This is a genomic window from Candidatus Izimaplasma bacterium HR1 (assembly GCA_000755705.1).
In the GTDB taxonomy this organism is placed as follows: domain Bacteria; phylum Bacillota_I; class Bacilli_A; order Izemoplasmatales; family Izemoplasmataceae; genus Xianfuyuplasma.
Genome location: CP009415.1, coordinates 265,357 through 290,065 on the forward strand (window position 1 = coordinate 265,357; position 24,709 = coordinate 290,065).

Sequence of the window (24,709 nt, forward strand, 5' to 3'; positions counted from 1 at the left end):
TTACATCTAACTTTTGATTATTCAGCCTTCTCAACTAATCTAACAACTCCGTTACTTCCATCGACTTCAAGCAAATCTCCGTCTTTTATGATATCCATCACACCGATTAGACCGCTTACACACGGAATCCCATACTCACGTGCAATAATTCCACCGTGTTGGAGAGGTCCGCCGACTTCCATTACAACGCCTGCCGCATTGATAAATATCGGCGTCCATGAAGGCTCGGTTGTCGCCACTACCAAAATTTCTCCCGGAAGAAGCGGCTTTTCATAAGGTAGCCTTAACACCTTTGCTCTGCCCGTTACCTTACCTGATGCAATAGGTGAGCCTTGCAAATCACCGTCTTTTAGTTCTAATATCGGTCTGAATATCTTACCGCGGCTGTCGATAACAAGAGGAAAATCTTTGACGTCTTTTAACTTGCCTACCTGAGCCATATACTTTTCTCTTAAAACACGAATATCAATATCTTCGCCTTTTTGCACTCTTGTTACATCATCCATCATAAGGTCAAAGATATGTTTTTTATCATCGAGTCTGCCTTCTTTTACAAACCTTTCTCCTACTTCAAGTATAAGGTCACGGAACTTAGAGAATATCCTGACGATGATGTATTTAGGATGCTCTCTGTATCCAAGTGAGCTTTGGAGGGTACGTGCAGTTTTTACAAATTTCTTTTCAAAACCTTTACCCTTAGTCTTAGCATATGAATGTAGTTTATCATACGCTATCTGTCTTCGTTCTTTGACGTCCAATATCCTGCTGTCGTCTACATTGATGTTGATTAGTTTTTCATAGAGAATCGAGTAGTTTTCATAGAGTCTCTCACTCGCTATATCGATTTCTTTAAATCCTCTGCAGCCATATTTCTCGACAAACGCATCAAACTTCTTTAAAAATTCATCTGAAAAGCCTCTGTTTTCTACCTTATCTAAAAACTCCTGTTCACTTTTAATCGCTTTAAAATCAGAGGATGATGCCAAATCAAACAGCATATGTCCCATCTCGCTTGTTGGGTTTCCGTCGAGATCCATGCTCATTGCAGTAACTAAATCCTCTAACCCTGAACCTTTAAACAGTTTATTAATCTTATTTACTGCAAACATACCTGCCACCATAAACCCGACTTCTTTAAAAATGCTGTTAAGGTCACCGATTATAATATCAAACATCTCTTGCAAGGTCATGTTGGAATTAAGATTATTTACTTTTATAATCAGTTCGTCGCATGTTTTTAAATAGTTTTCTATTAAATCCTTCGGGTCAGATTTTCTTGCTTTTAATATGGCGGGTAGCATCCCCAAAGAAACTTTAAGCATTGCCTTTTTCATGCCTTTGAGAGACTCTGGCTTTTTCTTTAATTCATATTCCTTTATATCAATATTCTTAAAGATTTTGCCAAGCCCTTTGTCATGGTTTATAAGCATACCGTTACCGGCAGTCTTGCCCAGACTGGCGAAAAGCCTTGGCACGTTAATATATTGCCTGCCGTAAATAGCTGGGGCACTGCCGTCGAGGTCGATTGTCATTATTCCGCCAGTTTTGATGTCAAACATCCTGCTAAAAACGTCCATTCCTAAAACCGACATATTATCACTGAAGCCTTGCGTCAATCCCATGAGGTCAACGTAGATATCCTTTCGCTCACCGGGCTTTGTCATTAACTCGTCATATAGTGGAACGTATGTAGTAATAGGTCTGCTTTGTAATAAATAGAGTTTTCCGTTTTCATATGCCCACTCTGTATCCATGGGCTTGTCATAATGCTCTTCACATTTCTTGATAAGGGAAGAAAGTTCTAAGATTTGTTTATCCGAAAGTGCTTGCTCTTTAGCATTTAAGTTTTGCTTTTCTTGCGTCCCGCCGTCTCTGTTAAGATGAATAGCTATTTTCTTTTCATTTACCTGTTTTTCAATTATCTTGTTTTTTACACTATCAACAACATAAGTATCAGGAGTAACGATACCCGATACGATAGCTTCACCTAGACCAAATGATGCATTTATCACTACCTCATCATAGCAGTTGTTAAGTGGGTTGAGCGAAAAGCCCACACCGCTAACATCGGAAGCGATTTGCTTCTGAATGATAACCGCAATACTTGTTCTGTCAAGACTAATTCCATTTTGCTTTTTATACTCCATAACTCTAAAGTCAAAACATGAGGAAAATGCTTTAGCTACAAAACCTTCAAGCTGAGTTTTTGTTATACCCAAATAGGTATCGTACATCCCTGCAAAGCTTGTACCCTCTAAATCTTCCTCAGGGGAAGATGAACGCACTGCAAATACTTCTCCTTTTAGCTCTTTAAGCTTACTGTCAAATTCTTTTCTCATAGCGGTGCTGAATTTCAAATTTGCACTTTTAACTTTTACATAATCGCAAGCTTCCTTAGTTGTATTCTTTAAAAGGATATTCCATTCATCCGATGATTTTATTTCCTTTAACCACTCATCAAAAAATGATACTGATAATACTATTCCTTCGGGAACAGGCAATTCAGCACTTGTTGTTTCTATCAAGGCTTTGGCTTTACCGCCTATTTCACTTAGTTTTGGAACATATTTTACATTAAAACTATAAATCATATTTGCCCTCCTCATATTTTTTATAATATAACTGCCTGAACAGTTTTACATACTTATCGATTTCACTTGATAACTCTTGTTTGTTGATTTTATCTATATCATAATCGCAATGTCGCAAATACTTCTCAACGATTGAGCTTAACGAAAAAAAGATTATGTTTACTTTTTCTTCTATATTGCTTTTATTTATAAACATATCTGTATCAATATTTTTATATCTAATGTCTTCTCTTAACTTCTGATATTTTGCACTGATTTTATTTGCCATTTCTATATCGTTTTTAATCACATCAAAAAACATATAATAATTAGGATGCTTGAGATAAATATTTAACGTAACGTCCATTAGCATCTTGATTCTTTTAATTATGTCTGTCTCTTCAAGAAATACACTGTTATTCATATCCCTAATAGGTTTCTCTGTCACACTATCAATTAGATAGTTAAAAAGTTCTTGCTTTGATTTTACATATTGATAAAACCTCCCTTTGCTAATTCCGGCTTCATTTAAAATATTGTTGTATGATGCACGCTCAAACCCATGCGTACCAAATTCTTTTAATGCACAGTTTATAATCCTGTCAAGCAATGGTTGTTCGATTCTCTCAATTCTATGTTTCATTCGTTTCCTCCATTTTGTCTAAGTCTTTATTAAATATATTCATAAATAGGACAATGATAATCAATGCAACTATCGTTGTTCCAAAAACTGTAGTATGAATGCTTACTCCTTCAAGTATAAAGCCAAATATCAAAATGCCTATGGGCGCTCCTGCTTCGGTAATCATGCTCACAATGGAAAACACTCTGGACATATGACTTTTTGGAGTAGACTTTTATTTAACTTATTTTCCATAAAAGATTCCTCCAAACCATACTGGTATGGTTTAATTGTAACTTATCACACTTTAATAGTCAATAGCAGTGCAAGTAGTGTAAATTAAGTTTACAAAAAAAACACATTATATGTATATAATGTGTTTATACTTTAAATTCGACATTCTTCCAGGTTACTTGTGATACGGCTCATCGATGTTTATTCTAAATGAACGATATATTTAGTCTAGTTATGATGGACTGTTAATAAAAAGAGTAATCACTCTAAGTTAATCAAATATTTGTATTAGAATAACGATATGTCCGTGTCTCCAGATGAAAAAAACGGTAAATAAAAAAGCCTCAAAAAGGCTTAGTTAAGTTATTGATGGTGGCCCGGGACAGAATTGAACTGCCGACACACGGATTTTCAATCCGTTGCTCTACCAACTGAGCTACCAGGCCATGAAAATGGCGGTCCAGACGGGATTTGAACCCGCGATCTTCGGTGTGACAGACCGACATGTTAACCACTACACCACTGGACCAATGGTTGCGGGGGAAGGATTTGAACCAACGACCTCCGGGTTATGAGCCCGACGAGCTACCAGACTGCTCTACCCCGCGATATGAATGAATCTCTTACAATATAAATCTAATAATAAACAAAATGATAATGGCGGAGGAAGAGGGATTCGAACCCCCGCGCGATTACTCGCCTGCTGGTTTTCAAGACCAGTCCCTTCAGCCAGACTTGGGTATTCCTCCGTAAATTAGCTGAATTGTTTTTAGAAAAATTGGTGGACCCGGTAGGACTCGAACCTACGACCTACCGGTTATGAGCCGGGAGCTCTAACCAGACTGAGCTACGGGTCCATAAAATATGGTAGCGGCAGAGGGAGTCGAACCCACGACCTTCCGGGTATGAACCGGATGCTCTAGCCAGCTGAGCTACACCGCCACATGTATTTATGGGTGGAGCTATAATTAGACTAGAATCTATCTAACAGAGAAGCCCCTGTTTTTTCAATTTTTCTATAAATAAAAAATAAACATGGTACCTAGGGCCGGAGTCGAACCGGCACGTCATTGCTGACATTGGATTTTAAGTCCAACGCGTCTACCAATTCCGCCACCCAGGCATATAATGGTGACCCGCAGAGGATTCGAACCTCTGACCCTCTGATTAAAAGTCAGATGCTCTACCAACTGAGCTAGCGGGTCGTGTCAACCAAAATATAAAACATTGGTATAAAATAAATCTAATGGTGCCGGAATCAGGAATTGAACCCGAGACCTACTGATTACAAGTCAGTTGCTCTACCTGCTGAGCTATTCCGGCACACATGGTGGAGAATATTGGGCTCGAACCAATGACCCCTTGCTTGTAAGGCAAGTGCTCTCCCAACTGAGCTAATCCTCCATATGGTGGAGCCTAGCGGGATCGAACCGCTGACCTCCTGCGTGCAAGGCAGGCGCTCTCCCAGCTGAGCTAAGGCCCCATATGTTGAGTTATTGCATAAAATCTTAATTGGTGGGCCTGATTGGAGTTGAACCAACGACCTCACGCTTATCAGGCGTGCGCTCTAACCAACTGAGCTACAGGCCCCCTACCAAAAAAAGACATAAGTGCGTTATTCATTCTATTATATAATGATTTCATTGTCAACCAGTATTTAAACTTTTTTTCAATTTTATCATTTTAAATAATAGTGGCTGGGCTAGATGGATTCGAACCATCGATCCCGGAGTCAAAGTCCGGTGCCTTAACCGCTTGGCCATAGCCCAAATGGTGGGAGGGGACGGATTCGAACCGCCGAACCCCAAGGAGCAGAGTTACAGTCTGCCGCGTTTAACCACTTCGCTACCCGCCCAAACACGCAAATAATATTTTATCCTACCTTTTTACAAAATGCAAGTTATTTTTTCATTGGATACTTTATAGCATTTTTTTTCAGTTTGTCATCTATCATTTCTTCAATGTCAAAGCCTAAATCATATGCCATTGCAATTGAGTAAATAATTACGTCTGCAATCTCCTCTTTAACATTTTCTAAATCGGCATGATCTGGCCCCCACTGGTAGTTTTCAAGCAGTTCAGCTGCTTCAATTATAATTGATTTCGCCAAGTTTTCTGGTTTATCATTATTTTCCCAACCTCTATCATCACGAAAATTTATTATTTTTTCTACTATTCTATCCATTTAAATCACATCCTAAATTCAATTCTAATTTATTAATCCAAATGATTCAACTAATATGTTAATTTATGAAGGTCTTGTGAAAAAAAGAGAATGATTTTTCTTTTTGTGATATATTATATATATGAAATACACAGAGGTGATATTTATGAAAAAAGTATTAATTATCGAAGATGAGCTCAGTTTACAAAACATTATTGCAGCTTACTTTAGAAAAAACGAATATGAAGTAATAGTAGCTTTGGATGGGCTTGAAGGTCTTGAAGCTTTTAGATCAAATAAAATTGATATTGTTTGTAGTGACATTATGATGCCTAATATAGATGGATGGCAAGTTGTTAAAAGTATTAGACAAACTAGTAATATTCCTATCATACTAATGACAGCGTTAGATAGTGAAATAGATCAACTAAAAGGTTTTGATTTGATGGTGGATGATTATGTAACAAAACCTTTTTCCCCTTCTGTTCTTGTTGCTAAAGCAAACAGTATACTGAGACGCTCTGATTCTTCTAATCAAAAACAATCTTCAGTAATAATTCAAATAAAATCATTGTCTATTAATTTAGATAGTCGTGATGTCAAAGTTGGAGACGAAACAATTAAACTTTCTAAAACTGAATTTGATTTATTAAGTTTCTTTGTTAAAAATCAAAATATAGCTCTTGATAGAGTAACAATCTTAGATGAAGTATGGGGACTTGATGTATATGTTGAAGAACGAGTTGTTGATACATATATAAAAGTTCTTAGAAAAAAACTAAGTGTTGCGGGAAAATATATTAAGACAGTATTTGGGATAGGATATAAATTTACAGTTGAAGAAGATTAAATCAAGTTTTATTGGTAAAGCATTTTTCTCTCTAATTCTTTTGTACTTAGTTGTGTTCTTATTCCTATTTGTTTTCCAAGGACTAGTTTTTAGAACCTACTATACACAAGAGAAAATCAATGATGTGAAAAACGAAACTGCTCTACTGTTATCCAAAGAGGATTTAGAAGATCTGCAACTTGAGGAATTATTATTCTCTAGAAACACCAATACGATTACTTCAATTATTCCACTTTCAGATATGAAAAGTAATTTCGATAATTTAGATATTACTGTTTTAGAAGTGTCTACAAACGAAGGAGTTATAAGTCTATACGCTCCTTCATTAAGTGAAACTAGTTACGAGATAGGACAACCTGTATCTTCTACATCATTCTCAAAGAATAATGATACTTATATTCCCACTTATCTCTCAGTGAATAACAAGACGTTATTGAGACGAAACACATCAAGCAATCAACAATCAGATTTTTTAGATTTACTTGAAATAAATGAAGAGGATTATCTTCAAATAGAAGGTGAAATTGTAAGTATCACCAACAACGAATCGCCAGGAGTTAATTCTCTTGTATCTAATGAGATTCTTAATGTCTCATCTGAGAATTACATTTCCATGGTTTCTTATGATCTTGGAAATTACTATTTCTCAAATGAAACTAATAATGAAAATGCTAGTCTGGTATTTTATTCTATTATCTCTATTGATGAAGAAGATCATGTAGTTATCTCAGTTTATCCGATGGATTATATTGACGAAATAGTAGTTGCAGCAGGAAGAGCAAACGTTTATATGTTTATTGTTGTTTTGCTAATTCTAATAATGTCTGCATTTGTATATTCAAGAGAATTCTCTCGACCTTTACTATTTATTAATAATAAAACCAAAGAACTATCAATGCTGGATTTTACTTCTCCAATTATAAGTATTGATTCAACAGATGAATTTGCAGAACTAGCTCAAAATATCAATACATTAAGTGCTAATCTTCAGGCAACACTTTATCAACTCAGTGAGCAGAATAAGCAACTATCAGAAACAATTGCTCAAGAAAACATTGTTGAAAGCAATAGACGAGATTTTATTCAAGGTATGAGTCACGAGTTAAAAACTCCATTGGCTGTAATACAAGCATCAGCAGAAGCAATTGAAAATAATATCTATGAGACCGAAAAAGATAAGGGAGAAGCCTTGGTCCTTATCCAAGAAGAAGTGAAAAAAACCAAAATAATGTTAAATAGTATGATTGCAGTATATAAATTAGATTCACCTGATTATCAAAAACAATGGTTAGAAGAAAATATAACCGAATTAATTCATGAAATTGATAGATCACTATCTCCTCTATATATTAACTCTAATATCAGTGTTGAATTGGATTTAGATGAAGCAAAATTGAAGTGTGATCGCGATAAGATTGAAACAATCATCACTAACTTGTTCACAAACGCTATAAAATATACCCCTCACAGCGAACAAATCAAAATATCACTAAGGGATAGCAAAGATAAAATACGCTTTGAGATAGCAAATTACGGCGTTTCTATAGATAAAGTAAATCAAAGCAAAATATTCGACGCTTTTTACCGCGCAGACAAATCTAGATCTAGGAAAGATGGTTCAACCGGATTAGGTTTATATATTGTCAATCAAACACTCGAACAATATAGTAGTAAGTGTGAAGTATTTAGTAATAACGATTCAGTAACATTTGCATTTGAAATTAAAAAAAGTTTCTAACCCTCGGGATTAGAAACTTTTTTAATTCTCTTTAATAAAGTAGGTCTATCTATCATAACAATACGATCACAACCTAAACATTGAATTTTTACATCTGAACCATATCTAATTACTTTCCACTCATTAGACCCACAAGGATGCATTTTCCTTAAAGTAAGTGTACTACCCAGTCCAAATTTATGCATTATGAACTACTACTTGAGGGAAAGGAATATCAATATTGTTCTTAACTAGTACTTCAACTAGTTCTTTTCTTATATCTCTTTCAACTTGAAAGTGTTGCATGGCTTTTGTTTTAGCAATCATTCTCATATTAATACTAGAATCCGCTAATTCGGTAACACCTAGAAATTGTGGAGTTTCGACAATTACTTCATGTCTACTTTCTAATTCCTCAACAAAACTTGCCATAACTTTGTTTAATTCATTTAAATCAGTATCGTATCCTACACCAAAATCAATTATTGCGATACTGTCATTTTTTGAACAATTAATTATTGAACCAATTTTTCCATTATTAATTATTTTTCGTTCACCTAACCAGTTTTCAATAATAGTCGTTCTTAACCCTAAGCTTAATACAGTACCTTTAAACCCATCTACTTCGACAACATCGCCAACATCGAACGAACCTTCAAAGATAATAAAGAATCCACTAATAAAATCTCTTACAATTTCTTGAGCTCCGAATCCAATAGCTAGTCCAACAACCCCGGCTGAAGCTATAAACGGAGTTATGTTAACGTTAAGTTCACCTAAAATTAACAATATAATGATAAACCAAACTACGTATTTAACGATGCTATTTAACAGTTTTGATACCGTTAACGCTCTTGCACCATTCTTTTCAACTCTCATTGATTTATAAATAACAATTTTTAAAACTCTTAGTAATATAATTCCAGCAATTATCCATAAAACAATCATTGCTGATGTTACGATAACTTGAGCTAAAATATCATTTATATTCCATCCTGTCGGATTTGTTAAAAACTCAAGTATTGTGTCCCCTATACTATTCATCTTTACCTCCAGTTATTTTCTTGATTAATTTATCTAATTCTTCTTCACTTTCAAAAGTAAAGACAAGCTGATTTTTCTTCAATCGATAATGATAATTTGTATCAAACCTTCTTGATAATTTATTTTCTGCTACTTGAAGAATTTCATTAGAAATCAAATACTCCTTATTATCTTTATGAAGATTTCTAATTATTCCTTCTATATCTCTCACAGTTAATTTCTCATCTAATATTCTTTGATGAAGATTTAGACATAGCTCTTGATCCTTAAGTTTGCTTAAAGCTCTAGCGTGCCCCATTGATAACTTACCTAAATTAACATCTTGAATAACCAATGTAGGTAAATTCAATAATCCGATAATGTTTGTAATATAAACTCTACTCTTACCAATCTTCTTACCTAGTTCTTCATGTGTCAGTTTTAAGTTAAACACAGCTTTTTGAAAAGCAATTGCCTCTTCAATAGGTGTTAAATCCTCTCTCTGAAGATTCTCTAAAATTGCTAATTCAGATAGGTAAATAGAATTATAGTCCCTAACAATCGAAGGAATCGTAGTTAACCCAGCAATTCTCGCTGCTTTAACTCTTCGTTCACCAGCTACCAAAGTATAATTAACTCCAAATGGTTTAACAATTATTGGTTGAAACACACCGTGTTCCTTAATAGAATCTGATAGCTCTTTTAAACTATCTTCTTTAAAAACAGTTCTTGGCTGTTCAGGGTTAGGTCTAATCATATCTAAACCTATTTCAATTACTTCTTCGTTTTCTTTCCAGTCCCTTTTGTTCTCCTCAATTAAATCCCCAATACTTCTTCCTAACTTAAGATTAGTATCCTTCACTTAAAGCTACCATTTCTTTTGCTAGGTTTTGATAACTAAGTGATCCTTTTGAACGAGGAGAAAACTCTGTAACTGGTAACCCATGACTTGGTGCAACACTAACTTTGACATTTCTAGGGATAATTGTTTTAAAAACTTTTTCCTTAAAATATGTTCTCACTTCATTTATCACTTCATATCCAATGTTACTTCTGGTATCTAACATAGTAAGAAGAACTCCCTCAATAGTTAATGTTCTTCTATTATATTTTTGCTTATTTTGAATAAGTCTAATTGTATTTAATAATTGTGTTAGACCATCTAATGCTAAAAATTCACATTGAACAGGAATAAGTACACTGTCAGATGCAGTTAAGGCATTAATTGTTACAATACCTAAAGAAGGCGGACAATCTATAATTATAAAATCATAATCATCTCTTACTTCTTCTAATGCGTTAGACAATATAAAATCCTTGTTTTCGTGTGAAACAAGTACACTTTCAATATTCCCAAGTTCATAACGTGCTGGTATAATATCAACTTTTACGCTTTGAACTTGCTTAATTATATCTCTTATACTAGCTGATTCATTAAATATATCAGCCACTGTATAAATTAGATTAGCTCTATTAATCCCCATATAAGTTGTAGCATTTGCTTGGTGATCTACATCAACTAATAACACTTTCTTACCTAAATAAGACAATGAACTAGCCAAATTAACGCTTGTTGTAGTCTTACCTACACCACCTTTTTGATTGCTTATTGCCAAAATCTTTCCCATAAAATCCACCTCTACTATTCTCTATTTTAAACATAAAGAAAAGTATATATATTTTACCATATATATACCTTCATTTACATATGAAATCATAAAAGTTATCCACTTCTTTTTGTGGAAAACCTTACTTTAAATGTTCTTCAAATAGGTCTTCATTATCTAAATAAAAATTTACTTGTTCATAAGTTATAAACTCTCTAAACTCTTTTGATACAAATAATTCTGTAATCTCTTTATGATTAAGTATTCTTTTTACACTACCCCACTTATCAAACTGAGTTTCTTCGGTTCTTAAAAATTTATACAAAATTGATAACGATAATAATTTATCAATTTTATCATCAAATAGTTTGTCTAAATTATACTCGTATCTATTTGAAGTAAAGCCCTCATTTACTTTTACTAAGTTCGAAAACTCAAATAAAATTGAAACTAATTCACTTCTACTATTAAGAACATACTTTTGCAATTGCGATGCAAATTTTCTAGTTTTTAATGGTAATTCGGAACTCTTTACAACAGACTCAATATCTTGATCATGAAGGAAGAAATAGAATTCTACTACTTCAGCAATATTTTCTGCATGGTCTTCGAAAAATTCATTTACAAAAACACATAATTCAGCTACAGTTTGTTGGAATTTGACATTCTTGTAAATTGGATCTTGTCCATTATTTTCAATTATTTCAGACAAGTTCTGGAAAGTAATCTCCTGATATTTACCTAAAACTTTATTCATTCTAACCCAATCATTATTCATTTTCTCGTAAATATTATCAGAAATTAAAAACTGAATTAAAAAGACTGTATAAAATCCAACTAATATTACTAAATATGTATAAAGTGAGATATCCGTATTGATAGTATTGACACCAACAATTGATACTCCTTTGTCAAAAATATAATAAACACCATATGCTGTTATTCCTCCACCATAGAGTAAATAGGTAGATATATCTTGATAAAATATAATTACGGTTAAAGTAACAAATAACATCATATAACCATAAAAATGATTACCACCTGATGTAAGAAATACCGTTATAAGAACTATTGTAATTATTGATAGATGCATTGCTAAGCGATTAAAGTTAATAACCGTAAATAGAATCGTCATAAACACTAAAACTCCAAATCCAATTGGAACTAATATATTTATGTCTGAAGTATAATCATTAAAAGTTGATAATGGTATCGTCAAAATAACTAAGATAGTTACAAATAGTGTTACAATTGCAACTTTTAATCGCAATACTTCACTAAAAGTTAGGAATTCACTATTTCTTATTCGATCAAGAAGTTTTTTCATAGTTCCAACTCCCCTTCAAAATATCGTTAACAATCGTATCAAACACTTCGTCATTCTTTAAATATATTTCAATTATATCTCTATCAATTAAATAGAAATATTCAGAATTGAAGAAGTAATCTCTTATTTGTTCTTCTGATAATTTTTTTAAGTATGGTTTATCAATTTTTAACAAGCAATAGAAAACTACTGTAGAAATAATTTTGACATATCTATCGTCAGAATAATGTTTAAATGACTTAAATTGTGATTCAGAGAAAATCTCTTTCCTTGTAACTTTTATATCTTGAGTAATGCTAGCCTTAAGACCTAGATTACGCATTTTATCATTAACTGCCAATTCCATCATTCTTAACTGATTTATTTCCTCAGTAGTATAATCTGGATATTTCTCGACCATTTCCAAAACAGTATGAAATTCTAGATCTTTAAGTAACTGAATTTTTCTTGCGAACACGTTGTCAATTCCAATTTTCTTTGATAAATGTTTACTAAATTCATTTAAAGAATCATAATATTTAGAAGCATCAATCTTTGTATGTTCATTCATTAAAGCTACTTCAGATTGCAAATCAAGATTTCTAATCTCAGATTCTTTACTTTGAGCTAAATGATTATAGAAAAACGATTTTCTTTTTATCAAAATATAAGAGCTAAGAGTAAGCAATAATACAAATATAAACAGGAATACTACAATAAATATATTTTGAATAACAGTGATTCCTGGAATAGCAAATATCTCGGAATAACCAATTGCCAGTAAAAATCCTGACAAGAATAAGGCTGAATTACTAGTAATCATCACTTTATAATCTTGATATATAGCTGTAATAGCATATGCTAAAAACAAAGCTGTGAAAATACTTGGTGTTCTAAACATCAAAATCAATGTTATCGCTATTATGTATTCTCCTAAAGTATTCAAATACATTGCAAACTTTAAGTTGTTGTACAAGTCTTTTTCGAATGAGTAAAGTAGGATATTCATCCCTACCAACATTACAAACATAAACATTACACTCATTATCTTATTAGTTTCTAAATCAAGTTTATATAAGAAATAAACAACTATAATTCCAAAAATCACATTAATTATATTCACAATCAATGTTTTTGTTTTGATATGTTTCAACTCTAACAACTCTTTGTAAGTCTCCAATTGATTATACTGATACTTCGATGTATCTTGTCGCATATTCCCACCTCCTATAAAGGTTTATTTTTAATTTTGTTAAACTTCCTAGGATATTTATCACTAGTTTCCTTAATTTTCTTTATTAGTAGTAATGTTTTCTCTTCATTTAGAATTTGATACTTTAATGTATCCTCAAATTCTGCTCCAAGAACCTCAAATGTCTTTGAACACTCTTTAATTTCTTGTTCATATTTTGGACCTTTTAATGAAACAAAGTATCCTCCTACTTTAACAAAAGGAATACATAGCTCACTTAGAACACGTAAATTAGCTACAGCTCTAGCAGTCACATAATTATACGAGTTGTTCCGTTTAAGTTCTTCTGCTCGACCATGGATTAATTCAACTTCAACGTTTATTTCATCAGATAATATCTTTAAGAAATTTATGCGTTTTTGTAATGCATCGATTATTGTAACTTTTATATTAGGATACAGAATTTTCATAGGGATACTTGGAAATCCTGCCCCGCTTCCCACATCTAGTAAAGTAACACCTTCACTAGGGATGAGGTTTCTTAAGCTTAACGAATCAAGAAAATGTTTATGATAAACCATTCCTTTTTCTGTTATAGCTGTTAGATTAATTTTCTCATTCCATTCAACAAGCAACTCAAAATATCTGTTAAACTGTTCAAGCTGTGTTTCTGACAAGACAATTTGATTGTCACCAAATATGTTTAAATAGTCTTTTACCATAATATCACCTAAACTATATTTTACCATATATAGGGCTTTTTTTGAATACAATAAAAAATAATAGACCGAATTACAGTCTATTATTTTTACTCTTAATATAAACCAGTAAAATTGATATGTCAGCTGGATTTACTCCACTAATTCTTGAAGCTTGTCCAATCGTTAAAGGTTTAATATTTTTTAATTTTTCTTTAGCCTCTAATGCGAGGTTATGAATGTCATCGTACTTAATCCTAGCGGGTATTTTGTAATCTTCCATTCTCAGCATCTTCTCAGCCTGTTTAAGGGCTTTGTTAATGTATCCCTCGTATTTGATGTCTATCTCTGTTTGCTCTAAGACTTCCTCAGATACACTATCTAAATCAATCCAATACGCTAAATCTGATATCTTCAACTCAGGTCTTCTAAGTATTGCATATAGATTGCTTTTATCTTTTAAGTTTGTGGAATCCAATCCATTAAGAGCATCATTATTCTCTTTATTAGGAAAAAGCATTGTTGTTTTTAATCTTTCTTTCAATTCAGCTATATCTTTAATTTTTTCTAAGTATTGTTGATATCTATCATCATCTACCAATCCTATTTTTTTACCTTTTTCTCTTAACCTAATATCCGCATTATCATGTCTCAATAATAAACGATATTCTGCTCGCGAAGTAAGTAAACGATACGGATCCTTTATTCCTTTAGTGACTAAATCATCTATTAGAACACCTATATAAGCTTCATTTCTTTTTAAAATTAACGGTTCTTCTTTTCTTATTTTTAAACTTGCATTAATCCCAGCCATTAGACCTTGGCAAGCAGCTTCTTCATAGCCACTAGTTCCATTTACTTGTCCAGCAAAGTATAATCCTTCATAGTCTTTACTTTCTAGCGTTGGATAAAGATCCCTGGGGTCTATTGCATCATACTCAATAGCATAAGCATACTTTGCGATTACAGCATTTTCTAATCCAGGAATTGATTTTATCATTTTATCTTGAATATCATGAGGCATAGACGTTGAGAATCCTTGAACATATATCTCATCAACAAACTGACTTTCTGGTTCTAAGAAGATTTGATGTCTCTCCTTATCATGAAATCTTACTAGTTTATCTTCAATAGATGGACAATATCTTGGTCCAACACCTTCAACAACTCCGCTATACATTGATGACTTAGACAGATTATCATTAATTATTTTATGAGTTAATGGTGACGTGTAAGTTAAATAACATGGCCATTGTTGATCTACATCAAAATAAGTTATTTTGTCAAAACTAAAATGTCTTTCTACAGGGTCTCCGTCATGTCTTTCAGTTTTGCTAAAATCAACTGAATCAGTTTTTATTCGAGGTGGAGTTCCTGTTTTTAATCTTGTCGTAGAAAACCCTAATTCTCTTAATTGTGGACTTAATCCTAATGATGCTTTTTGGTTATCTGGACCCATCTTTGTAACACTGTCTCCAACTAATATCTTCGCTTCCATAAATGTACCTGTTGTGATAATTACATTTTCAGCTTCAATTATTTCACCAGATTCTAGAACAATACCTTTTACTTCATTATCTATAAGGTATAGTTCTTTGACGTAAGCTTGAACAACTTCTAGATTTTCTTGATTAAAAATAGTCTCCTTCATAGTTTTAGGATATAAGATTTTATCACTTTGAGCTCTCAAAGCTCTAACAGCAGGACCCTTAGATATGTTTAAAAAACGCATTTGGATTTGGGTTTTATCAGCTACTCGTGCCATTTCTCCACCTAATGCATCAATCTCTCTTACCACTATACCTTTTGCAGGTCCACCTATCGATGGATTACATGGCATATAAGCAATCATATCAACGTTACCTGTAATAAGTAATGTTTTATGTCCTAATCTAGCAGAAGCCAAACACGCTTCACTACCTGCATGTCCACCACCTACAACTATAACTTCATACATATTAATCACCTTTTCAGTAATATTCTATAACTTAAACACTAAATAGTAAAGCATATAACCTGTGAATTCTTTAAATATTCACAATTGTATTATATAATAAATTCAAGAGGTGATTTTATGAGCAATTATACTATACTTATTATTGAAGACGAACCAACGATTAATCGCATTGTTTCAAACTATTTCTTAAAAGAAAAATTTACTGTTTTAAGCGCATTAGATGGATTCAAAGGTCTCCAACTGTTTAGTCATAATAAAGTTGATCTTGTCTGTTTAGATATAATGATGCCAAATGTGAATGGATGGGATGTAGCTAAAACAATTAGAGAAACCTCTAATGTTCCAATCATTATGATGAGTGCTTTATCTGAAGAAGAAGACATTCTAAAAGGTTACTCTTTAAGAGTCGATGACTACATTACTAAGCCGTTTAACCCAAAGATATTAGTAGCTAAAGTTAAAACTTTGTTAGATAGATTACAGAACCAAGATTTTACTACTCAAACATCTGGAGTGTTAGAGATTAAAGGTATCAAAATCAATTTAGATACCCACAAGGTATATATAGAAAACAATCAAATAGATTTATCTAAAACAGAATTTGATCTCTTAAAATATTTTTTAGAACATGAGACTAAAATCTGTTCAAGGAATCTATTACTAGACGAGGTATGGGGTATTGATGTCTATGTTGAAGATAGAATTGTAGATACATATATTAAAAAGTTAAGAAAATATCTCGGTCCTAAATCTCATTATATTAAAACTGTTTTTGGTGTAGGATATCGTTTTGAGGCCTTGGATGAGTAAAAGGAAAAGTTTTTCTCAATTTCTCAAAGATATCATAACTTTCATACCCAGATATTATCGTAAACTCTCTATATCAACACAATTACTAGTTACATTCGTATTAATCTTTATGTCATTCTTTGTCCTACAAACATTTCTAAATAACACTTTTTTTAAGAGCTATTATGCTGAACGTGAGTTCGAAAAAATCAGCTCTGATATTCTTAAATACGTTAATAAAATGAACGTTGAAGATAGTGATTACTATAATGAAATGTATCAATTCACAACGGAAAACAATGCATATTCAGTTATAGTTGATGGCCAATACCGTGTATTAAAGGCGTCAGATACAAGTTACACAGTAACAGTTCAAGATACAGTTAGTAGCGAGTTTTATACCTTTATTGTCCCTGATAATAATTACGAATACACTTTATCGGAAACACTTTCTCTTGATTTGTTCACATATAACGAGGAATTATATTCACCAGCAATAATAAATGCTTCAGAAGGTGTTGAGTTTACGAGTGAGTTTCCGTGTTCACCTGAAACTTGTATAACAGTGTCAGGTGAAGTAACTCAGATAACAAAACCAAATCACTTAAACTATTTCTTTGAGGAAAATAACCTTATCGAATTAGAAGTTTCAAAAATAAGTGGTGGAGTGGTTGATCTTGATTCATATGAGTACGATACAGGTGGTGTAGAAGGATTTTGGTATAGGTCTTCAGATGGCCCTGTTGATACAATTGTATTTGTTCATAATTTAAAATCATGGCATTGGATTATAACTGTTATTCCGATTGTCAACACAAATGAAATTGTCAATATCATCTCTGCATATAACTATTACGCTTATTTGACAGCTATTGTTATTATAATACTTTGGAGTTTTAGAATTTCCAGCACTCTTTCTAAGCCAATTCAAAGTATTGAAGGAGTCGCTAGAGAAATCGCTCAGTTGAATTTTAATGTTGAGGCACACGAATACACTAATAAGGAAAACGAATCACTTTCAAACAGTATTAATCTTATTTCCCGGAACTTAAAAGATACACTAGAAACAATAAGTACAAAAAACCAAGAACTAACCGACTTATATGATACACAATCAAAGCAAGTTTCATTAAAAAAACAACTTGTTTCATCTATTTCCCATGAACTTAAAACTCCATTGATGATAATGCAGGTTACAATACAAGGCATCCTGGATGGTATTATCGAGGAAAAAGAACAGGAAAAAGAACTAAACAACGTCATTCAAGAGATTAATAAGTCATCAATTATGATTCAAGATATGTTACAGATTTACCGTTTAGATGATGCTAACACGCAACTTGAAATTTGTGAGTTCGACCTATCTAAAACAGTATATTTCTTTATAAATGACTTTGAAAATGCTATTAAAAAGTTTAACTTTGATATAGATATAAACATACAAGATGAAGTTTATATCGAGGCAGATCTCAAACTTATCAAAAGGGTAATATCTAACTTTATTACAAATGCAATAAAGTACACTCCAATCGGAGACAAGATCTATATTGAAGTAAGTGAGACAAAAGATGAGGTTTATTTCGAGTTAACTAATAATGGAATTGTAATTAGTGAAGATGAAATAGACAAAATATGGCTTCCTTTCTACCGATTAGATCAAGAGGATAATACAAGAGTTAAGTCTAAGGGTAGCGGAATCGGACTCTATTTAGTTAGTGAAATATTAAAAGCACACCAAGCAGACTTTGGAATTACAAATGTCAAAAATGGTGTCAAAGCATACTTTAGATTAAATAAAAAAGTTGAGTAAATTTTACTCAACTTTTTCTTTTATATTAGTTTTAACATCTCAAACGCTTTATAAAAGCCATTATTACTTACATCGTCAGTAACATATGTCGCATGTTCTTTAACAAAGTCTTTGGCATTCCCCATTGCAACACTTGTGTGTACAAAATTGAACATCGAAACATCATTGTGACCGTCACCAATTGCTATAATATCCTCTTTTGGTATATTATATCTCTTAATAAATGCTTCAATTCCTTCTTCCTTTAATCCACCTTTAGAATTAACATCAATTCCATATTCACAAGAATAGGCAAAGGTTAGATTCGGAAAATGCGCTTCAAATCGTTGATAATCATCTCTATCATAGTATAAAGTCATTTGATATATATCATTATTTAAATAGAACTCAGGATCTAGTTCAGGTACCTCTAAATGAAAGTTATTACTGAATTTCTGATATAGGTTCCCAAAAGATGTTTGTCTTTTAAATGCATTTAATCCTTCAAACCCTAAATCAATGCGATTATCTTCTGCGAATTTTACTACTTTAGTTATTATTTCACGATCTATCGTTTTATTCAGAATTACTTCACCATTATGAACAGCATATCTACCATTTGCAGCAACGAATGAAGTTACACCTATCTCTTTATCTATACCGTAAAATAGACATGGTGGTCTCCCTGTGTTGATTATAACCTCGTGTCCATTACTTTTAGCTTTTTTGATAGCAAGTTTAGTACTCTCAGGTATTGTTCTTGTTGAATGATCTAGAACTGTGCCATCTATATCAATAAAAATGTACTTTTTAGGCATTTCCTATAAGTTCAAGTACTTTCTTGTATTTCAATTTTCCGTAGCCAACAACTTTTTCATCAATAACCAGTGCAGGCGTACTCATTACGTCAAATTTTGAAATTTCTGAAAAGTCTTCAACCTTAACAATTTCAGCCTCAATGTCTAATTCTCTTACAGCAGATGCAGCATTATTATACAATACTTTACAATTGGCGCATCCACCACCTAATATTTTAATAACCATAGGTAAATCCTCCTCTTTTTTACATAATTATAGTACCACTATATAATATTATAGCAATAAATATCTAACCAGAACTTCATTCTCCTTCATAAAATCCTTACGAACATTATAATACATGGTATTACTCTCTCGTGTTGATTCTACTATGCCGTTTTCTCTCAATTTTTTAAGATGTTTAGAGGTGTTAGCCTGCTTTATACCTAGCAATCCCTCGATTTCACTCACACACAATCTATCGTAATCTAATAGCTTGGTAAATATCTTAAATCTCGTCTCGTCTGAGAGCATTTTAATTACCAAAAATTTATCCACTTTTCCACACTCCATTACTATATAGTAATATGATTATACAGCAATATTACCACTTAGTAATGTTTAAGTCAAGGTATTAAAAAACATCTCTCATCAAGCACCCCCACTCACATAGTTAGAAAACTTAAGGCTGCTTCGTTCCCGACCTGACCTAGTTCGTCACTACCCATTGAATGAGGATGATTCATAAGAGATGTTAAATTTTCATTTTTTTGATTTCCGAATTTTTTGAAAGAATGAAGAAATTATTTCACTACACTCATTTTCTAAAATTCCACTTGTAACTTCTACTCTATGGTTGAAAGATTTATCAAATAATTGAACAATACTTGTGTGAGATCCTGCTTTTGGATCTTTTGCTCCATAGATAACATTACTGATTCTAGATTGGATAATTGCACCCGCACACATTGGGCAGGGTTCTATTGTAACATAGATAGAACAACTGTCAAGTCTCCAACTTTTTAACAGCTTATTAGCCTTCTCAATGGCGATTATTTCAGCATGAGATGTAGTCTTGTTTGTTTCTACTCTTTCGTTTCTTGCTACAGCTATAACTTTATCGTCTTTTATAATGATTGCGCCAATAGGAACCTCGTTGTTAAGACTTGCCTCTGCCGCTTGTTCTAGCGCTAAATTCATATAATACTCGTGAGAGTTAGGCACTATAATCTTCCTTTATATGGATTAGGTTTTCTGTAAACTTTATGGCAACTTCTGCATCTTGCTTCATAACTTTCCTGAGCACCAATTAGTACTATAGGATCGTTATATTTAGCGGGTTTTCCGTCAACAATTCTTTGTGTTCTTGTCGCTGGAATACCGCATTTAACACATATTGCAGTCAGCTTAGTAACATATTCAGCTAAAGATAATAACTTAGGCATAAAACTAAATGGTTCACCTCTAAAATCTTTATCTAGTCCACTTACAATAACTCTAACACCTCTAGATGCTAAGAATTCACATATACCTGCTGCTTCCTCGTCTAAAAATTGTATTTCATCAATAGCAACTACTTGAGTCTCTTTATCGATGTAATCAAAAATTTGTCTAGCATAAGAAATATTTACCGATTTAGTTCTACTATTATTATGAGAAACAACTTCATCTTCAGCGTATCTACTATCCATTAAAGGTTTAAACACAACGATATTCTTCTTTGCGTATTCCAATCTTCTAACACGTCTCAATAATTCTTCTGTTTTCCCAGCAAACATCGGTCCACAGATTACTTCAATCCATCCATCTTTTTGATTTAAATACATAATTCCACCTCTTTTTTTACATAATTTATAATACAGTAATACGCTCAATAAAACAATATTTTTTTAGTAATAGATGCTAATTTTATATCATTTTTATAATTAAAATTGGTGCTTTAATACCCTTAAATACCAGCATTCCCAACTCAGTACCTTATTTGAATGTAACAATTGGCTAATCTAAGGGCTTAAATATTAATTAAAAACATAATAGTTTAGATTTTTTTTTGCCTGTAAGCCCTTTATAAATAGGAGCAATTATGTTATAATTGTTTGAAAATAAAATTATTTAGTAATAAGGAGAAGATTATGGGTAAAAAATTCATTATATCTGAAGAACAAAGAAAAGAACTACTTCAAGAAATTAAAAAGCATAAAAAACTCCCTGGTCCTCTTATGCCAATCTTACATGAAGCGCAAAGAATCTTTGGTTGCATACCAATTGAAGTGCAAAAACTTGTGTCTCTAGAAACAGGAGTTCCTGTTTCAGAAATCAATGGTGTTGTAACTTTCTATTCAAGCTTCACGCTTCACCCAAAAGGTGATCATATTGTTGGTGTTTGTTTAGGAACTCCATGTTATGTACGTGGTGCTCAAACAATTCTTGATGCAGTTAAAACTGAATTAGGTATTGATGTGGGTGGTACTACAGAAGATGGTTATTATTCATTAGATGCAATTAGATGTATAGGAACTTGTGGTATGGCGCCCGTAATGGCGTTTGACGATGATGTTTTTGGAGAAATGGACGTAACTAAAGCAAAAAGATTAATTAAAGAATATAGGAGTAAATAGATGGAACTAAATAAGGTATTAGAATTATTAAATGCAAAACAGTTCAACTTAGAATGCCCTCGATGTGTAAAAGAAATCAATTACGCTTTTGTTTGTGACTTGATGAGTGATGCTTTAATGCTATTAAAGAAAATGCCTAGTCATATTGGTGCACATGGTGCACTAGTAACAGGTTTAGTTACTAATCAAGCCTTGAGAACAGCTGAGATTTTAGACCTTGAAACAATAATATTTGTTCGTGGGAAGAACCCTACTCAATCAGTTATAGATTTGGCTGATGAAATTGGTATTACGCTTATTGGTACACAGTTAACTATGTATAAAACAAGTGGTTTATTATACATGAACGGTGTCAAAAGCCATGAATCGGTTTTAGAGGAAAATTAATCTTGGAAAATTACACTCAAGAATATAATATCGAAAGAAATGACATAGCAAACGCTGGCACAGTGGCAAGTCTAACAAAGAGAGCATTACGAAAAAGAGGATTATCTCGTGATTTTATTAAACAAGTTACAATAGGCGTTTATGAAGCAGAAATAAACGTTGTTATTCATTCTTATGGTGGTAAAGTTACTGTTAATATCACTGATGATTTTGTAGAAGTAACATTTAAGGATGTTGGTCCTGGTATTCCAAGTATTGAGCAAGCCTTAACCAAAGGTTTCTCAACAGCAAGTTCATACGCTATTGAAAATGGATTTGGTGCTGGAATGGGTTTACCAAATATCCAAGCTGTTTCAGATGAAATGGAATTAACTTCATCTGAAGAGGGTACATACTTACATATCAAATTCAATGTAAATGAAGATTGTTATGAAAGTTAATGAAATTCTACAACTAAATCAACTAAGAATGGTTAATGAAAAAGGTAGCTTAGATAATGAAATAAGCGGGATATTTACATGTGATTTATTAAGTCATGTTATGGGACATGCTAAAGAAGGTAATGCTTTAATCACCGTCTTGAACAATATAAATGTCCTTGGTGTAGCTAGTTTATTAGACTTAAGTTGTGTTATCTTTACTCATGATACAGAAGTGAACGAAGATATTATTACTAAAGCTAACGAATTAGAGATACCACTATTCGTAACTGACAAGACAACATATGAAATCACAATTTATTTATATAATTTAGGTATTTAGTTATTAAGTATTACTACGATTTACACATTCATAGTGTTTTATCACCTGATGCTGATGACTTTATGACACCTAATAACATCCTCAATATGGCAATGCTTAAGGAATTAGACTTTGTGGCTATAACCGATCACAACAGTGCAAAACAATTATCAGTTGTTGAAGAAATTGAAAAAGCATATGATTTCATCTTCATTCCAGGGATTGAAGTTACTGTTAAAGAAGGTTTTGATGTATTGTGCTACTTTAGAACATACACAGACGCATATAAAATCGATATATTACTTGAGAATTATCTAAATGGAACATGGGGACCATTTAGTGAAGAGGACCAAATGATTACGGATATCTACGATATTACAATTGATACTTATCCTAAACCTCTCAGATCCACTTCTATTAGTTATAAAGATTTATATAATGAAGTAAAAGCGTTAAATGGCGCTGTCGTTCTAGCTCATATAGATCGAAAGAGTAAATCAGCTCTAAATTCATATAAACTAGATGAAATACCCTTTGATGGTATTGAAATTCAACAATATTTTAAAAATGAATATCTAACTAAACATACTGAGCTTAAAAAATATAAAGTATTTGCAAGCTCGGACTCACATACACTACTTACAATATCTGAGCGCATAGAAGCAATAGACATTAAAGAGAAAACACTAGATGCTTTCTTTGAATATCTAATCGGTGGTGATTAAATGAATGAATTATCTTTGCATATTTTAGACATTTGTCAAAACTCAATAAAAGCAAATGCAAGTTTAATCCAGATTATTGTAAATGAACAACCCCAAGAAAACATTTTTGAAATAATCATTAAGGATAATGGTAGTGGGATGAGTGCCAAAACCCTATCAGAAGTTGCTGATCCGTTCTTTACGACAAGAACTACACGTAAAGTAGGATTAGGTGTATCTCTATTTAAAATGGCTGCTGAAATGGCTGAAGGTAGTTTTAACATTGAATCAAAATTGAATGAAGGAACTTCAATAGATGCTTTATTCAAGTACAATCATCTTGATAGAGCACCTTTAGGTAATATTGCTGAAACAATTAGTATTTTGGTTCTTAATGAAGCTGAGATTGACATTCATTATATCCACAAATTAAATACTAAAGTTTATAATTTTGATACAAGAGAAATAAAAGAAGTTTTAGATGGAATTCCATTCACTAATTATGAAGTAATTACGTGGATTAAAAACAATATTAAAGAAGGAATACTTGATATTCATAAGGAGGAAACATAGTGAAATCTTTAGATGATTTAAAGAAAATCCGTGATGCCGCTCAGAAGAAAGTTACAATGAGAGGTAAAAATGATGGTACTAGAGTCTTAGTAGGTATGGCTACTTGTGGTATTAGCGCAGGAGCAAGACCTGTTATGAACAAATTCGTAGAGGAAATCGCAGATCGAAATATTGAGAATATAACTGTTACACCTGTTGGATGTATTGGTGAGTGTGCGATAGAACCTATCGTTGAAGTTTTAGAAGGTGAAAAACGTACTACTTACTGTAGAGTTGATGTAAGAGTAGCGGAAAGAATAGTTAAAGAACATATCCTCGGCGGTAAAGTTGTCGAAGATTATACAATCGGAAAATTCAGAATTTAATAGGT

Annotated in this window: 28 protein-coding genes, 14 tRNA genes and 1 other RNA gene; 11 read left to right on the plus strand and 32 right to left on the minus strand. The window is 32.5% G+C overall.

Features of this window, described 5'->3' with window-relative positions:
- Positions 1 to 17: 17 nt before the first annotated feature.
- The 18 genes from KQ51_RS01415 to KQ51_RS01500 form a co-directional block, all read right to left on the minus strand.
- Positions 18 to 2,591, minus strand: a complete 2,574-nt coding sequence (locus KQ51_RS01415; RefSeq protein ID WP_038468049.1) for a PEP/pyruvate-binding domain-containing protein — start codon at positions 2,589 to 2,591, stop codon at positions 18 to 20.
- On the minus strand, positions 2,581 to 3,213 hold the full coding sequence (locus KQ51_RS01420; RefSeq protein ID WP_038468052.1) for a TetR/AcrR family transcriptional regulator: 633 nt from the start codon (positions 3,211 to 3,213) through the stop codon (positions 2,581 to 2,583). The genes KQ51_RS01415 and KQ51_RS01420 overlap by 11 nt, the downstream gene beginning before the upstream one ends.
- A complete protein-coding gene (locus KQ51_RS01425; RefSeq protein WP_038468055.1) occupies positions 3,203 to 3,385 on the minus strand; it encodes a hypothetical protein in 183 nt (60 codons plus the stop codon). Before KQ51_RS01425 ends, KQ51_RS01420 begins: the two co-directional genes overlap by 11 nt.
- Before the next feature lie 411 nt (positions 3,386 to 3,796).
- Positions 3,797 to 3,872 (minus strand) — tRNA-Phe (locus tag KQ51_RS01430).
- A 7-nt stretch (positions 3,873 to 3,879) separates the two neighbouring features.
- A tRNA-Asp gene (locus KQ51_RS01435) sits at positions 3,880 to 3,955 on the minus strand.
- A 2-nt stretch (positions 3,956 to 3,957) separates the two neighbouring features.
- Positions 3,958 to 4,034, minus strand: a tRNA-Met gene (locus KQ51_RS01440).
- A 50-nt stretch (positions 4,035 to 4,084) separates the two neighbouring features.
- Positions 4,085 to 4,175: transfer RNA gene (locus tag KQ51_RS01445), tRNA-Ser, on the minus strand.
- A gap of 30 nt (positions 4,176 to 4,205) precedes the next feature.
- Positions 4,206 to 4,283 (minus strand) — tRNA-Ile (locus KQ51_RS01450).
- An 8-nt stretch (positions 4,284 to 4,291) separates the two neighbouring features.
- Positions 4,292 to 4,368 (minus strand) — tRNA-Met (locus tag KQ51_RS01455).
- A gap of 94 nt (positions 4,369 to 4,462) precedes the next feature.
- Positions 4,463 to 4,549: transfer RNA gene (locus KQ51_RS01460), tRNA-Leu, on the minus strand.
- A gap of 6 nt (positions 4,550 to 4,555) precedes the next feature.
- A tRNA-Lys gene (locus tag KQ51_RS01465) sits at positions 4,556 to 4,631 on the minus strand.
- A gap of 42 nt (positions 4,632 to 4,673) precedes the next feature.
- Positions 4,674 to 4,749, minus strand: a tRNA-Thr gene (locus KQ51_RS01470).
- A gap of 5 nt (positions 4,750 to 4,754) precedes the next feature.
- Positions 4,755 to 4,830, minus strand: a tRNA-Val gene (locus tag KQ51_RS01475).
- A gap of 3 nt (positions 4,831 to 4,833) precedes the next feature.
- Positions 4,834 to 4,909: transfer RNA gene (locus KQ51_RS01480), tRNA-Ala, on the minus strand.
- A gap of 30 nt (positions 4,910 to 4,939) precedes the next feature.
- Positions 4,940 to 5,016 (minus strand) — tRNA-Ile (locus KQ51_RS01485).
- A gap of 104 nt (positions 5,017 to 5,120) precedes the next feature.
- A tRNA-Gln gene (locus tag KQ51_RS01490) sits at positions 5,121 to 5,195 on the minus strand.
- A 2-nt stretch (positions 5,196 to 5,197) separates the two neighbouring features.
- A tRNA-Tyr gene (locus KQ51_RS01495) sits at positions 5,198 to 5,281 on the minus strand.
- 45 nt (positions 5,282 to 5,326) lie between these two features.
- Entirely contained in the window at positions 5,327 to 5,611 is a 285-nt protein-coding gene (locus tag KQ51_RS01500; RefSeq protein WP_038468057.1) for a nucleotide pyrophosphohydrolase, read from the minus strand.
- A gap of 145 nt (positions 5,612 to 5,756) precedes the next feature.
- On the opposite strand from KQ51_RS01500, the gene KQ51_RS01505 reads away from it, so the two are divergent.
- Together KQ51_RS01505 and KQ51_RS01510 are read left to right on the plus strand one after the other, a co-directional pair.
- Positions 5,757 to 6,440 (plus strand): response regulator transcription factor, encoded by a 684-nt coding sequence (locus KQ51_RS01505; protein ID WP_038468060.1) that lies wholly within the window; start codon positions 5,757 to 5,759, stop codon positions 6,438 to 6,440.
- Complete coding sequence (locus KQ51_RS01510; RefSeq protein WP_038468063.1) at positions 6,427 to 8,178, plus strand: sensor histidine kinase; 1,752 nt, start codon at positions 6,427 to 6,429, stop codon at positions 8,176 to 8,178. Before KQ51_RS01505 ends, KQ51_RS01510 begins: the two co-directional genes overlap by 14 nt.
- On the opposite strand, the gene KQ51_RS01515 is transcribed toward KQ51_RS01510, so the two are convergent.
- The 8 genes from KQ51_RS01515 to mnmG form a co-directional block, all read right to left on the minus strand.
- Positions 8,175 to 8,363, minus strand: coding sequence for a DUF951 domain-containing protein (locus KQ51_RS01515; protein ID WP_038468065.1), 189 nt, complete (start codon positions 8,361 to 8,363; stop codon positions 8,175 to 8,177). The genes KQ51_RS01510 and KQ51_RS01515 overlap by 4 nt on opposite strands.
- A complete protein-coding gene (locus KQ51_RS01520; protein ID WP_052609012.1) occupies positions 8,356 to 9,201 on the minus strand; it encodes a mechanosensitive ion channel family protein in 846 nt (281 codons plus the stop codon). Before KQ51_RS01520 ends, KQ51_RS01515 begins: the two co-directional genes overlap by 8 nt.
- Positions 9,194 to 10,042 carry a ParB/RepB/Spo0J family partition protein gene (locus tag KQ51_RS01525; protein WP_038468068.1) on the minus strand — a complete coding sequence of 283 codons (849 nt, stop codon included), beginning with the start codon at positions 10,040 to 10,042 and terminating at the stop codon, positions 9,194 to 9,196. Before KQ51_RS01525 ends, KQ51_RS01520 begins: the two co-directional genes overlap by 8 nt.
- Positions 10,029 to 10,808, minus strand: a complete 780-nt coding sequence (locus tag KQ51_RS01530) for a ParA family protein (RefSeq protein ID WP_038468071.1) — start codon at positions 10,806 to 10,808, stop codon at positions 10,029 to 10,031. The genes KQ51_RS01525 and KQ51_RS01530 overlap by 14 nt, the downstream gene beginning before the upstream one ends.
- Before the next feature lie 121 nt (positions 10,809 to 10,929).
- Positions 10,930 to 12,114 (minus strand): hypothetical protein, encoded by a 1,185-nt coding sequence (locus KQ51_RS01535; protein WP_038468073.1) that lies wholly within the window; start codon positions 12,112 to 12,114, stop codon positions 10,930 to 10,932.
- Positions 12,098 to 13,309 (minus strand): hypothetical protein, encoded by a 1,212-nt coding sequence (locus KQ51_RS01540; protein WP_038468075.1) that lies wholly within the window; start codon positions 13,307 to 13,309, stop codon positions 12,098 to 12,100. Before KQ51_RS01540 ends, KQ51_RS01535 begins: the two co-directional genes overlap by 17 nt.
- Positions 13,310 to 13,320: 11 nt before the next feature.
- Positions 13,321 to 14,007, minus strand: a complete 687-nt coding sequence (rsmG, locus tag KQ51_RS01545; protein WP_038468078.1) for a 16S rRNA (guanine(527)-N(7))-methyltransferase RsmG — start codon at positions 14,005 to 14,007, stop codon at positions 13,321 to 13,323.
- Positions 14,008 to 14,077: 70 nt separating this feature from the next.
- Positions 14,078 to 15,940, minus strand: a complete 1,863-nt coding sequence (mnmG, locus tag KQ51_RS01550) for a tRNA uridine-5-carboxymethylaminomethyl(34) synthesis enzyme MnmG (RefSeq protein WP_038468080.1) — start codon at positions 15,938 to 15,940, stop codon at positions 14,078 to 14,080.
- Positions 15,941 to 16,057: 117 nt separating this feature from the next.
- Between mnmG and KQ51_RS01555 the strand changes: the two genes are divergently transcribed.
- Together KQ51_RS01555 and KQ51_RS01560 are read left to right on the plus strand one after the other, a co-directional pair.
- Positions 16,058 to 16,750, plus strand: a complete 693-nt coding sequence (locus tag KQ51_RS01555) for a response regulator (RefSeq protein WP_038468083.1) — start codon at positions 16,058 to 16,060, stop codon at positions 16,748 to 16,750.
- Positions 16,743 to 18,539, plus strand: a complete 1,797-nt coding sequence (locus tag KQ51_RS01560; RefSeq protein WP_038468086.1) for a HAMP domain-containing sensor histidine kinase — start codon at positions 16,743 to 16,745, stop codon at positions 18,537 to 18,539. Before KQ51_RS01555 ends, KQ51_RS01560 begins: the two co-directional genes overlap by 8 nt.
- Before the next feature lie 20 nt (positions 18,540 to 18,559).
- On the opposite strand, the gene KQ51_RS01565 is transcribed toward KQ51_RS01560, so the two are convergent.
- The 6 genes from KQ51_RS01565 to KQ51_RS01585 all read right to left on the minus strand — a co-directional run bounded on the left by KQ51_RS01565 (position 18,560) and on the right by KQ51_RS01585 (position 21,142).
- Complete coding sequence (locus KQ51_RS01565; protein ID WP_038468089.1) at positions 18,560 to 19,336, minus strand: Cof-type HAD-IIB family hydrolase; 777 nt, start codon at positions 19,334 to 19,336, stop codon at positions 18,560 to 18,562.
- Positions 19,329 to 19,562 (minus strand): thioredoxin family protein, encoded by a 234-nt coding sequence (locus tag KQ51_RS01570; protein ID WP_038468092.1) that lies wholly within the window; start codon positions 19,560 to 19,562, stop codon positions 19,329 to 19,331. Before KQ51_RS01570 ends, KQ51_RS01565 begins: the two co-directional genes overlap by 8 nt.
- 48 nt (positions 19,563 to 19,610) lie before the next feature.
- Positions 19,611 to 19,889, minus strand: a complete 279-nt coding sequence (locus tag KQ51_RS09895; protein ID WP_081909871.1) for a metalloregulator ArsR/SmtB family transcription factor — start codon at positions 19,887 to 19,889, stop codon at positions 19,611 to 19,613.
- A gap of 77 nt (positions 19,890 to 19,966) precedes the next feature.
- An RNA gene (ffs, locus tag KQ51_RS09575) (signal recognition particle sRNA small type) lies at positions 19,967 to 20,059 on the minus strand.
- A 19-nt stretch (positions 20,060 to 20,078) separates the two neighbouring features.
- Positions 20,079 to 20,540 carry a tRNA adenosine(34) deaminase TadA gene (tadA, locus tag KQ51_RS01580; RefSeq protein WP_038471508.1) on the minus strand — a complete coding sequence of 154 codons (462 nt, stop codon included), beginning with the start codon at positions 20,538 to 20,540 and terminating at the stop codon, positions 20,079 to 20,081.
- Complete coding sequence (locus tag KQ51_RS01585; RefSeq protein WP_038468095.1) at positions 20,540 to 21,142, minus strand: thymidine kinase; 603 nt, start codon at positions 21,140 to 21,142, stop codon at positions 20,540 to 20,542. The genes tadA and KQ51_RS01585 overlap by 1 nt, the downstream gene beginning before the upstream one ends.
- A 306-nt stretch (positions 21,143 to 21,448) precedes the next feature.
- Here KQ51_RS01585 and KQ51_RS01590 point away from each other — a divergent pair, with 306 nt between their 5' ends.
- The 7 genes from KQ51_RS01590 (at position 21,449) to KQ51_RS01620 (ending at position 24,704) form a co-directional block, all read left to right on the plus strand.
- On the plus strand, positions 21,449 to 21,934 hold the full coding sequence (locus KQ51_RS01590) for an NADH-quinone oxidoreductase subunit NuoE family protein (protein ID WP_038468098.1): 486 nt from the start codon (positions 21,449 to 21,451) through the stop codon (positions 21,932 to 21,934).
- The gene (locus tag KQ51_RS01595) at positions 21,935 to 22,321 is read left to right on the plus strand and encodes a hypothetical protein (RefSeq protein ID WP_038468101.1); all 387 of its coding nucleotides are present in this window, start codon (positions 21,935 to 21,937) and stop codon (positions 22,319 to 22,321) included. It begins immediately after the preceding gene.
- A 2-nt stretch (positions 22,322 to 22,323) separates the two neighbouring features.
- Entirely contained in the window at positions 22,324 to 22,761 is a 438-nt protein-coding gene (locus tag KQ51_RS01600) for an ATP-binding protein (RefSeq protein WP_038468105.1), read from the plus strand.
- Positions 22,751 to 23,083 (plus strand): DRTGG domain-containing protein, encoded by a 333-nt coding sequence (locus KQ51_RS01605; protein WP_038471511.1) that lies wholly within the window; start codon positions 22,751 to 22,753, stop codon positions 23,081 to 23,083. The genes KQ51_RS01600 and KQ51_RS01605 overlap by 11 nt, the downstream gene beginning before the upstream one ends.
- A gap of 62 nt (positions 23,084 to 23,145) precedes the next feature.
- Entirely contained in the window at positions 23,146 to 23,787 is a 642-nt protein-coding gene (locus KQ51_RS01610) for a PHP domain-containing protein (protein ID WP_081909872.1), read from the plus strand.
- Positions 23,788 to 24,339: an ATP-binding protein gene (locus KQ51_RS01615; protein WP_038468109.1), complete on the plus strand. Its 552-nt coding sequence runs from the start codon at positions 23,788 to 23,790 to the stop codon at positions 24,337 to 24,339.
- Entirely contained in the window at positions 24,339 to 24,704 is a 366-nt protein-coding gene (locus KQ51_RS01620) for a (2Fe-2S) ferredoxin domain-containing protein (RefSeq protein ID WP_038468111.1), read from the plus strand. The genes KQ51_RS01615 and KQ51_RS01620 overlap by 1 nt, the downstream gene beginning before the upstream one ends.
- Positions 24,705 to 24,709: the final 5 nt, after the last annotated feature.

What these genes read in the sequence shown, in the direction of transcription:
- KQ51_RS01415 (WP_038468049.1), bottom strand. Translation starts at nt 2,591, where the DNA reads ATGATTTATAGTTTTAATGTAAAATATGTTCCAAAACTAAGTGAAATA.
- KQ51_RS01420 (WP_038468052.1), bottom strand. Translation starts at nt 3,213, where the DNA reads ATGAAACATAGAATTGAGAGAATCGAACAACCATTGCTTGACAGGATT.
- KQ51_RS01500 (WP_038468057.1), bottom strand. Translation starts at nt 5,611, where the DNA reads ATGGATAGAATAGTAGAAAAAATAATAAATTTTCGTGATGATAGAGGT.
- KQ51_RS01505 (WP_038468060.1), top strand. Translation starts at nt 5,757, where the DNA reads ATGAAAAAAGTATTAATTATCGAAGATGAGCTCAGTTTACAAAACATT.
- KQ51_RS01515 (WP_038468065.1), bottom strand. Translation starts at nt 8,363, where the DNA reads ATGCATAAATTTGGACTGGGTAGTACACTTACTTTAAGGAAAATGCAT.
- KQ51_RS01520 (WP_052609012.1), bottom strand. Translation starts at nt 9,201, where the DNA reads ATGAATAGTATAGGGGACACAATACTTGAGTTTTTAACAAATCCGACA.
- KQ51_RS01530 (WP_038468071.1), bottom strand. Translation starts at nt 10,808, where the DNA reads ATGGGAAAGATTTTGGCAATAAGCAATCAAAAAGGTGGTGTAGGTAAG.
- KQ51_RS01535 (WP_038468073.1), bottom strand. Translation starts at nt 12,114, where the DNA reads ATGAAAAAACTTCTTGATCGAATAAGAAATAGTGAATTCCTAACTTTT.
- KQ51_RS01540 (WP_038468075.1), bottom strand. Translation starts at nt 13,309, where the DNA reads ATGCGACAAGATACATCGAAGTATCAGTATAATCAATTGGAGACTTAC.
- rsmG (WP_038468078.1), bottom strand. Translation starts at nt 14,007, where the DNA reads ATGGTAAAAGACTATTTAAACATATTTGGTGACAATCAAATTGTCTTG.
- mnmG (WP_038468080.1), bottom strand. Translation starts at nt 15,940, where the DNA reads ATGTATGAAGTTATAGTTGTAGGTGGTGGACATGCAGGTAGTGAAGCG.
- KQ51_RS01555 (WP_038468083.1), top strand. Translation starts at nt 16,058, where the DNA reads ATGAGCAATTATACTATACTTATTATTGAAGACGAACCAACGATTAAT.
- KQ51_RS01560 (WP_038468086.1), top strand. Translation starts at nt 16,743, where the DNA reads ATGAGTAAAAGGAAAAGTTTTTCTCAATTTCTCAAAGATATCATAACT.
- KQ51_RS01565 (WP_038468089.1), bottom strand. Translation starts at nt 19,336, where the DNA reads ATGCCTAAAAAGTACATTTTTATTGATATAGATGGCACAGTTCTAGAT.
- KQ51_RS01570 (WP_038468092.1), bottom strand. Translation starts at nt 19,562, where the DNA reads ATGGTTATTAAAATATTAGGTGGTGGATGCGCCAATTGTAAAGTATTG.
- KQ51_RS09895 (WP_081909871.1), bottom strand. Translation starts at nt 19,889, where the DNA reads ATGGAGTGTGGAAAAGTGGATAAATTTTTGGTAATTAAAATGCTCTCA.
- KQ51_RS01585 (WP_038468095.1), bottom strand. Translation starts at nt 21,142, where the DNA reads ATGTATTTAAATCAAAAAGATGGATGGATTGAAGTAATCTGTGGACCG.
- KQ51_RS01590 (WP_038468098.1), top strand. Translation starts at nt 21,449, where the DNA reads ATGGGTAAAAAATTCATTATATCTGAAGAACAAAGAAAAGAACTACTT.
- KQ51_RS01595 (WP_038468101.1), top strand. Translation starts at nt 21,935, where the DNA reads ATGGAACTAAATAAGGTATTAGAATTATTAAATGCAAAACAGTTCAAC.
- KQ51_RS01605 (WP_038471511.1), top strand. Translation starts at nt 22,751, where the DNA reads ATGAAAGTTAATGAAATTCTACAACTAAATCAACTAAGAATGGTTAAT.
- KQ51_RS01610 (WP_081909872.1), top strand. Translation starts at nt 23,146, where the DNA reads ATGACACCTAATAACATCCTCAATATGGCAATGCTTAAGGAATTAGAC.
- KQ51_RS01615 (WP_038468109.1), top strand. Translation starts at nt 23,788, where the DNA reads ATGAATGAATTATCTTTGCATATTTTAGACATTTGTCAAAACTCAATA.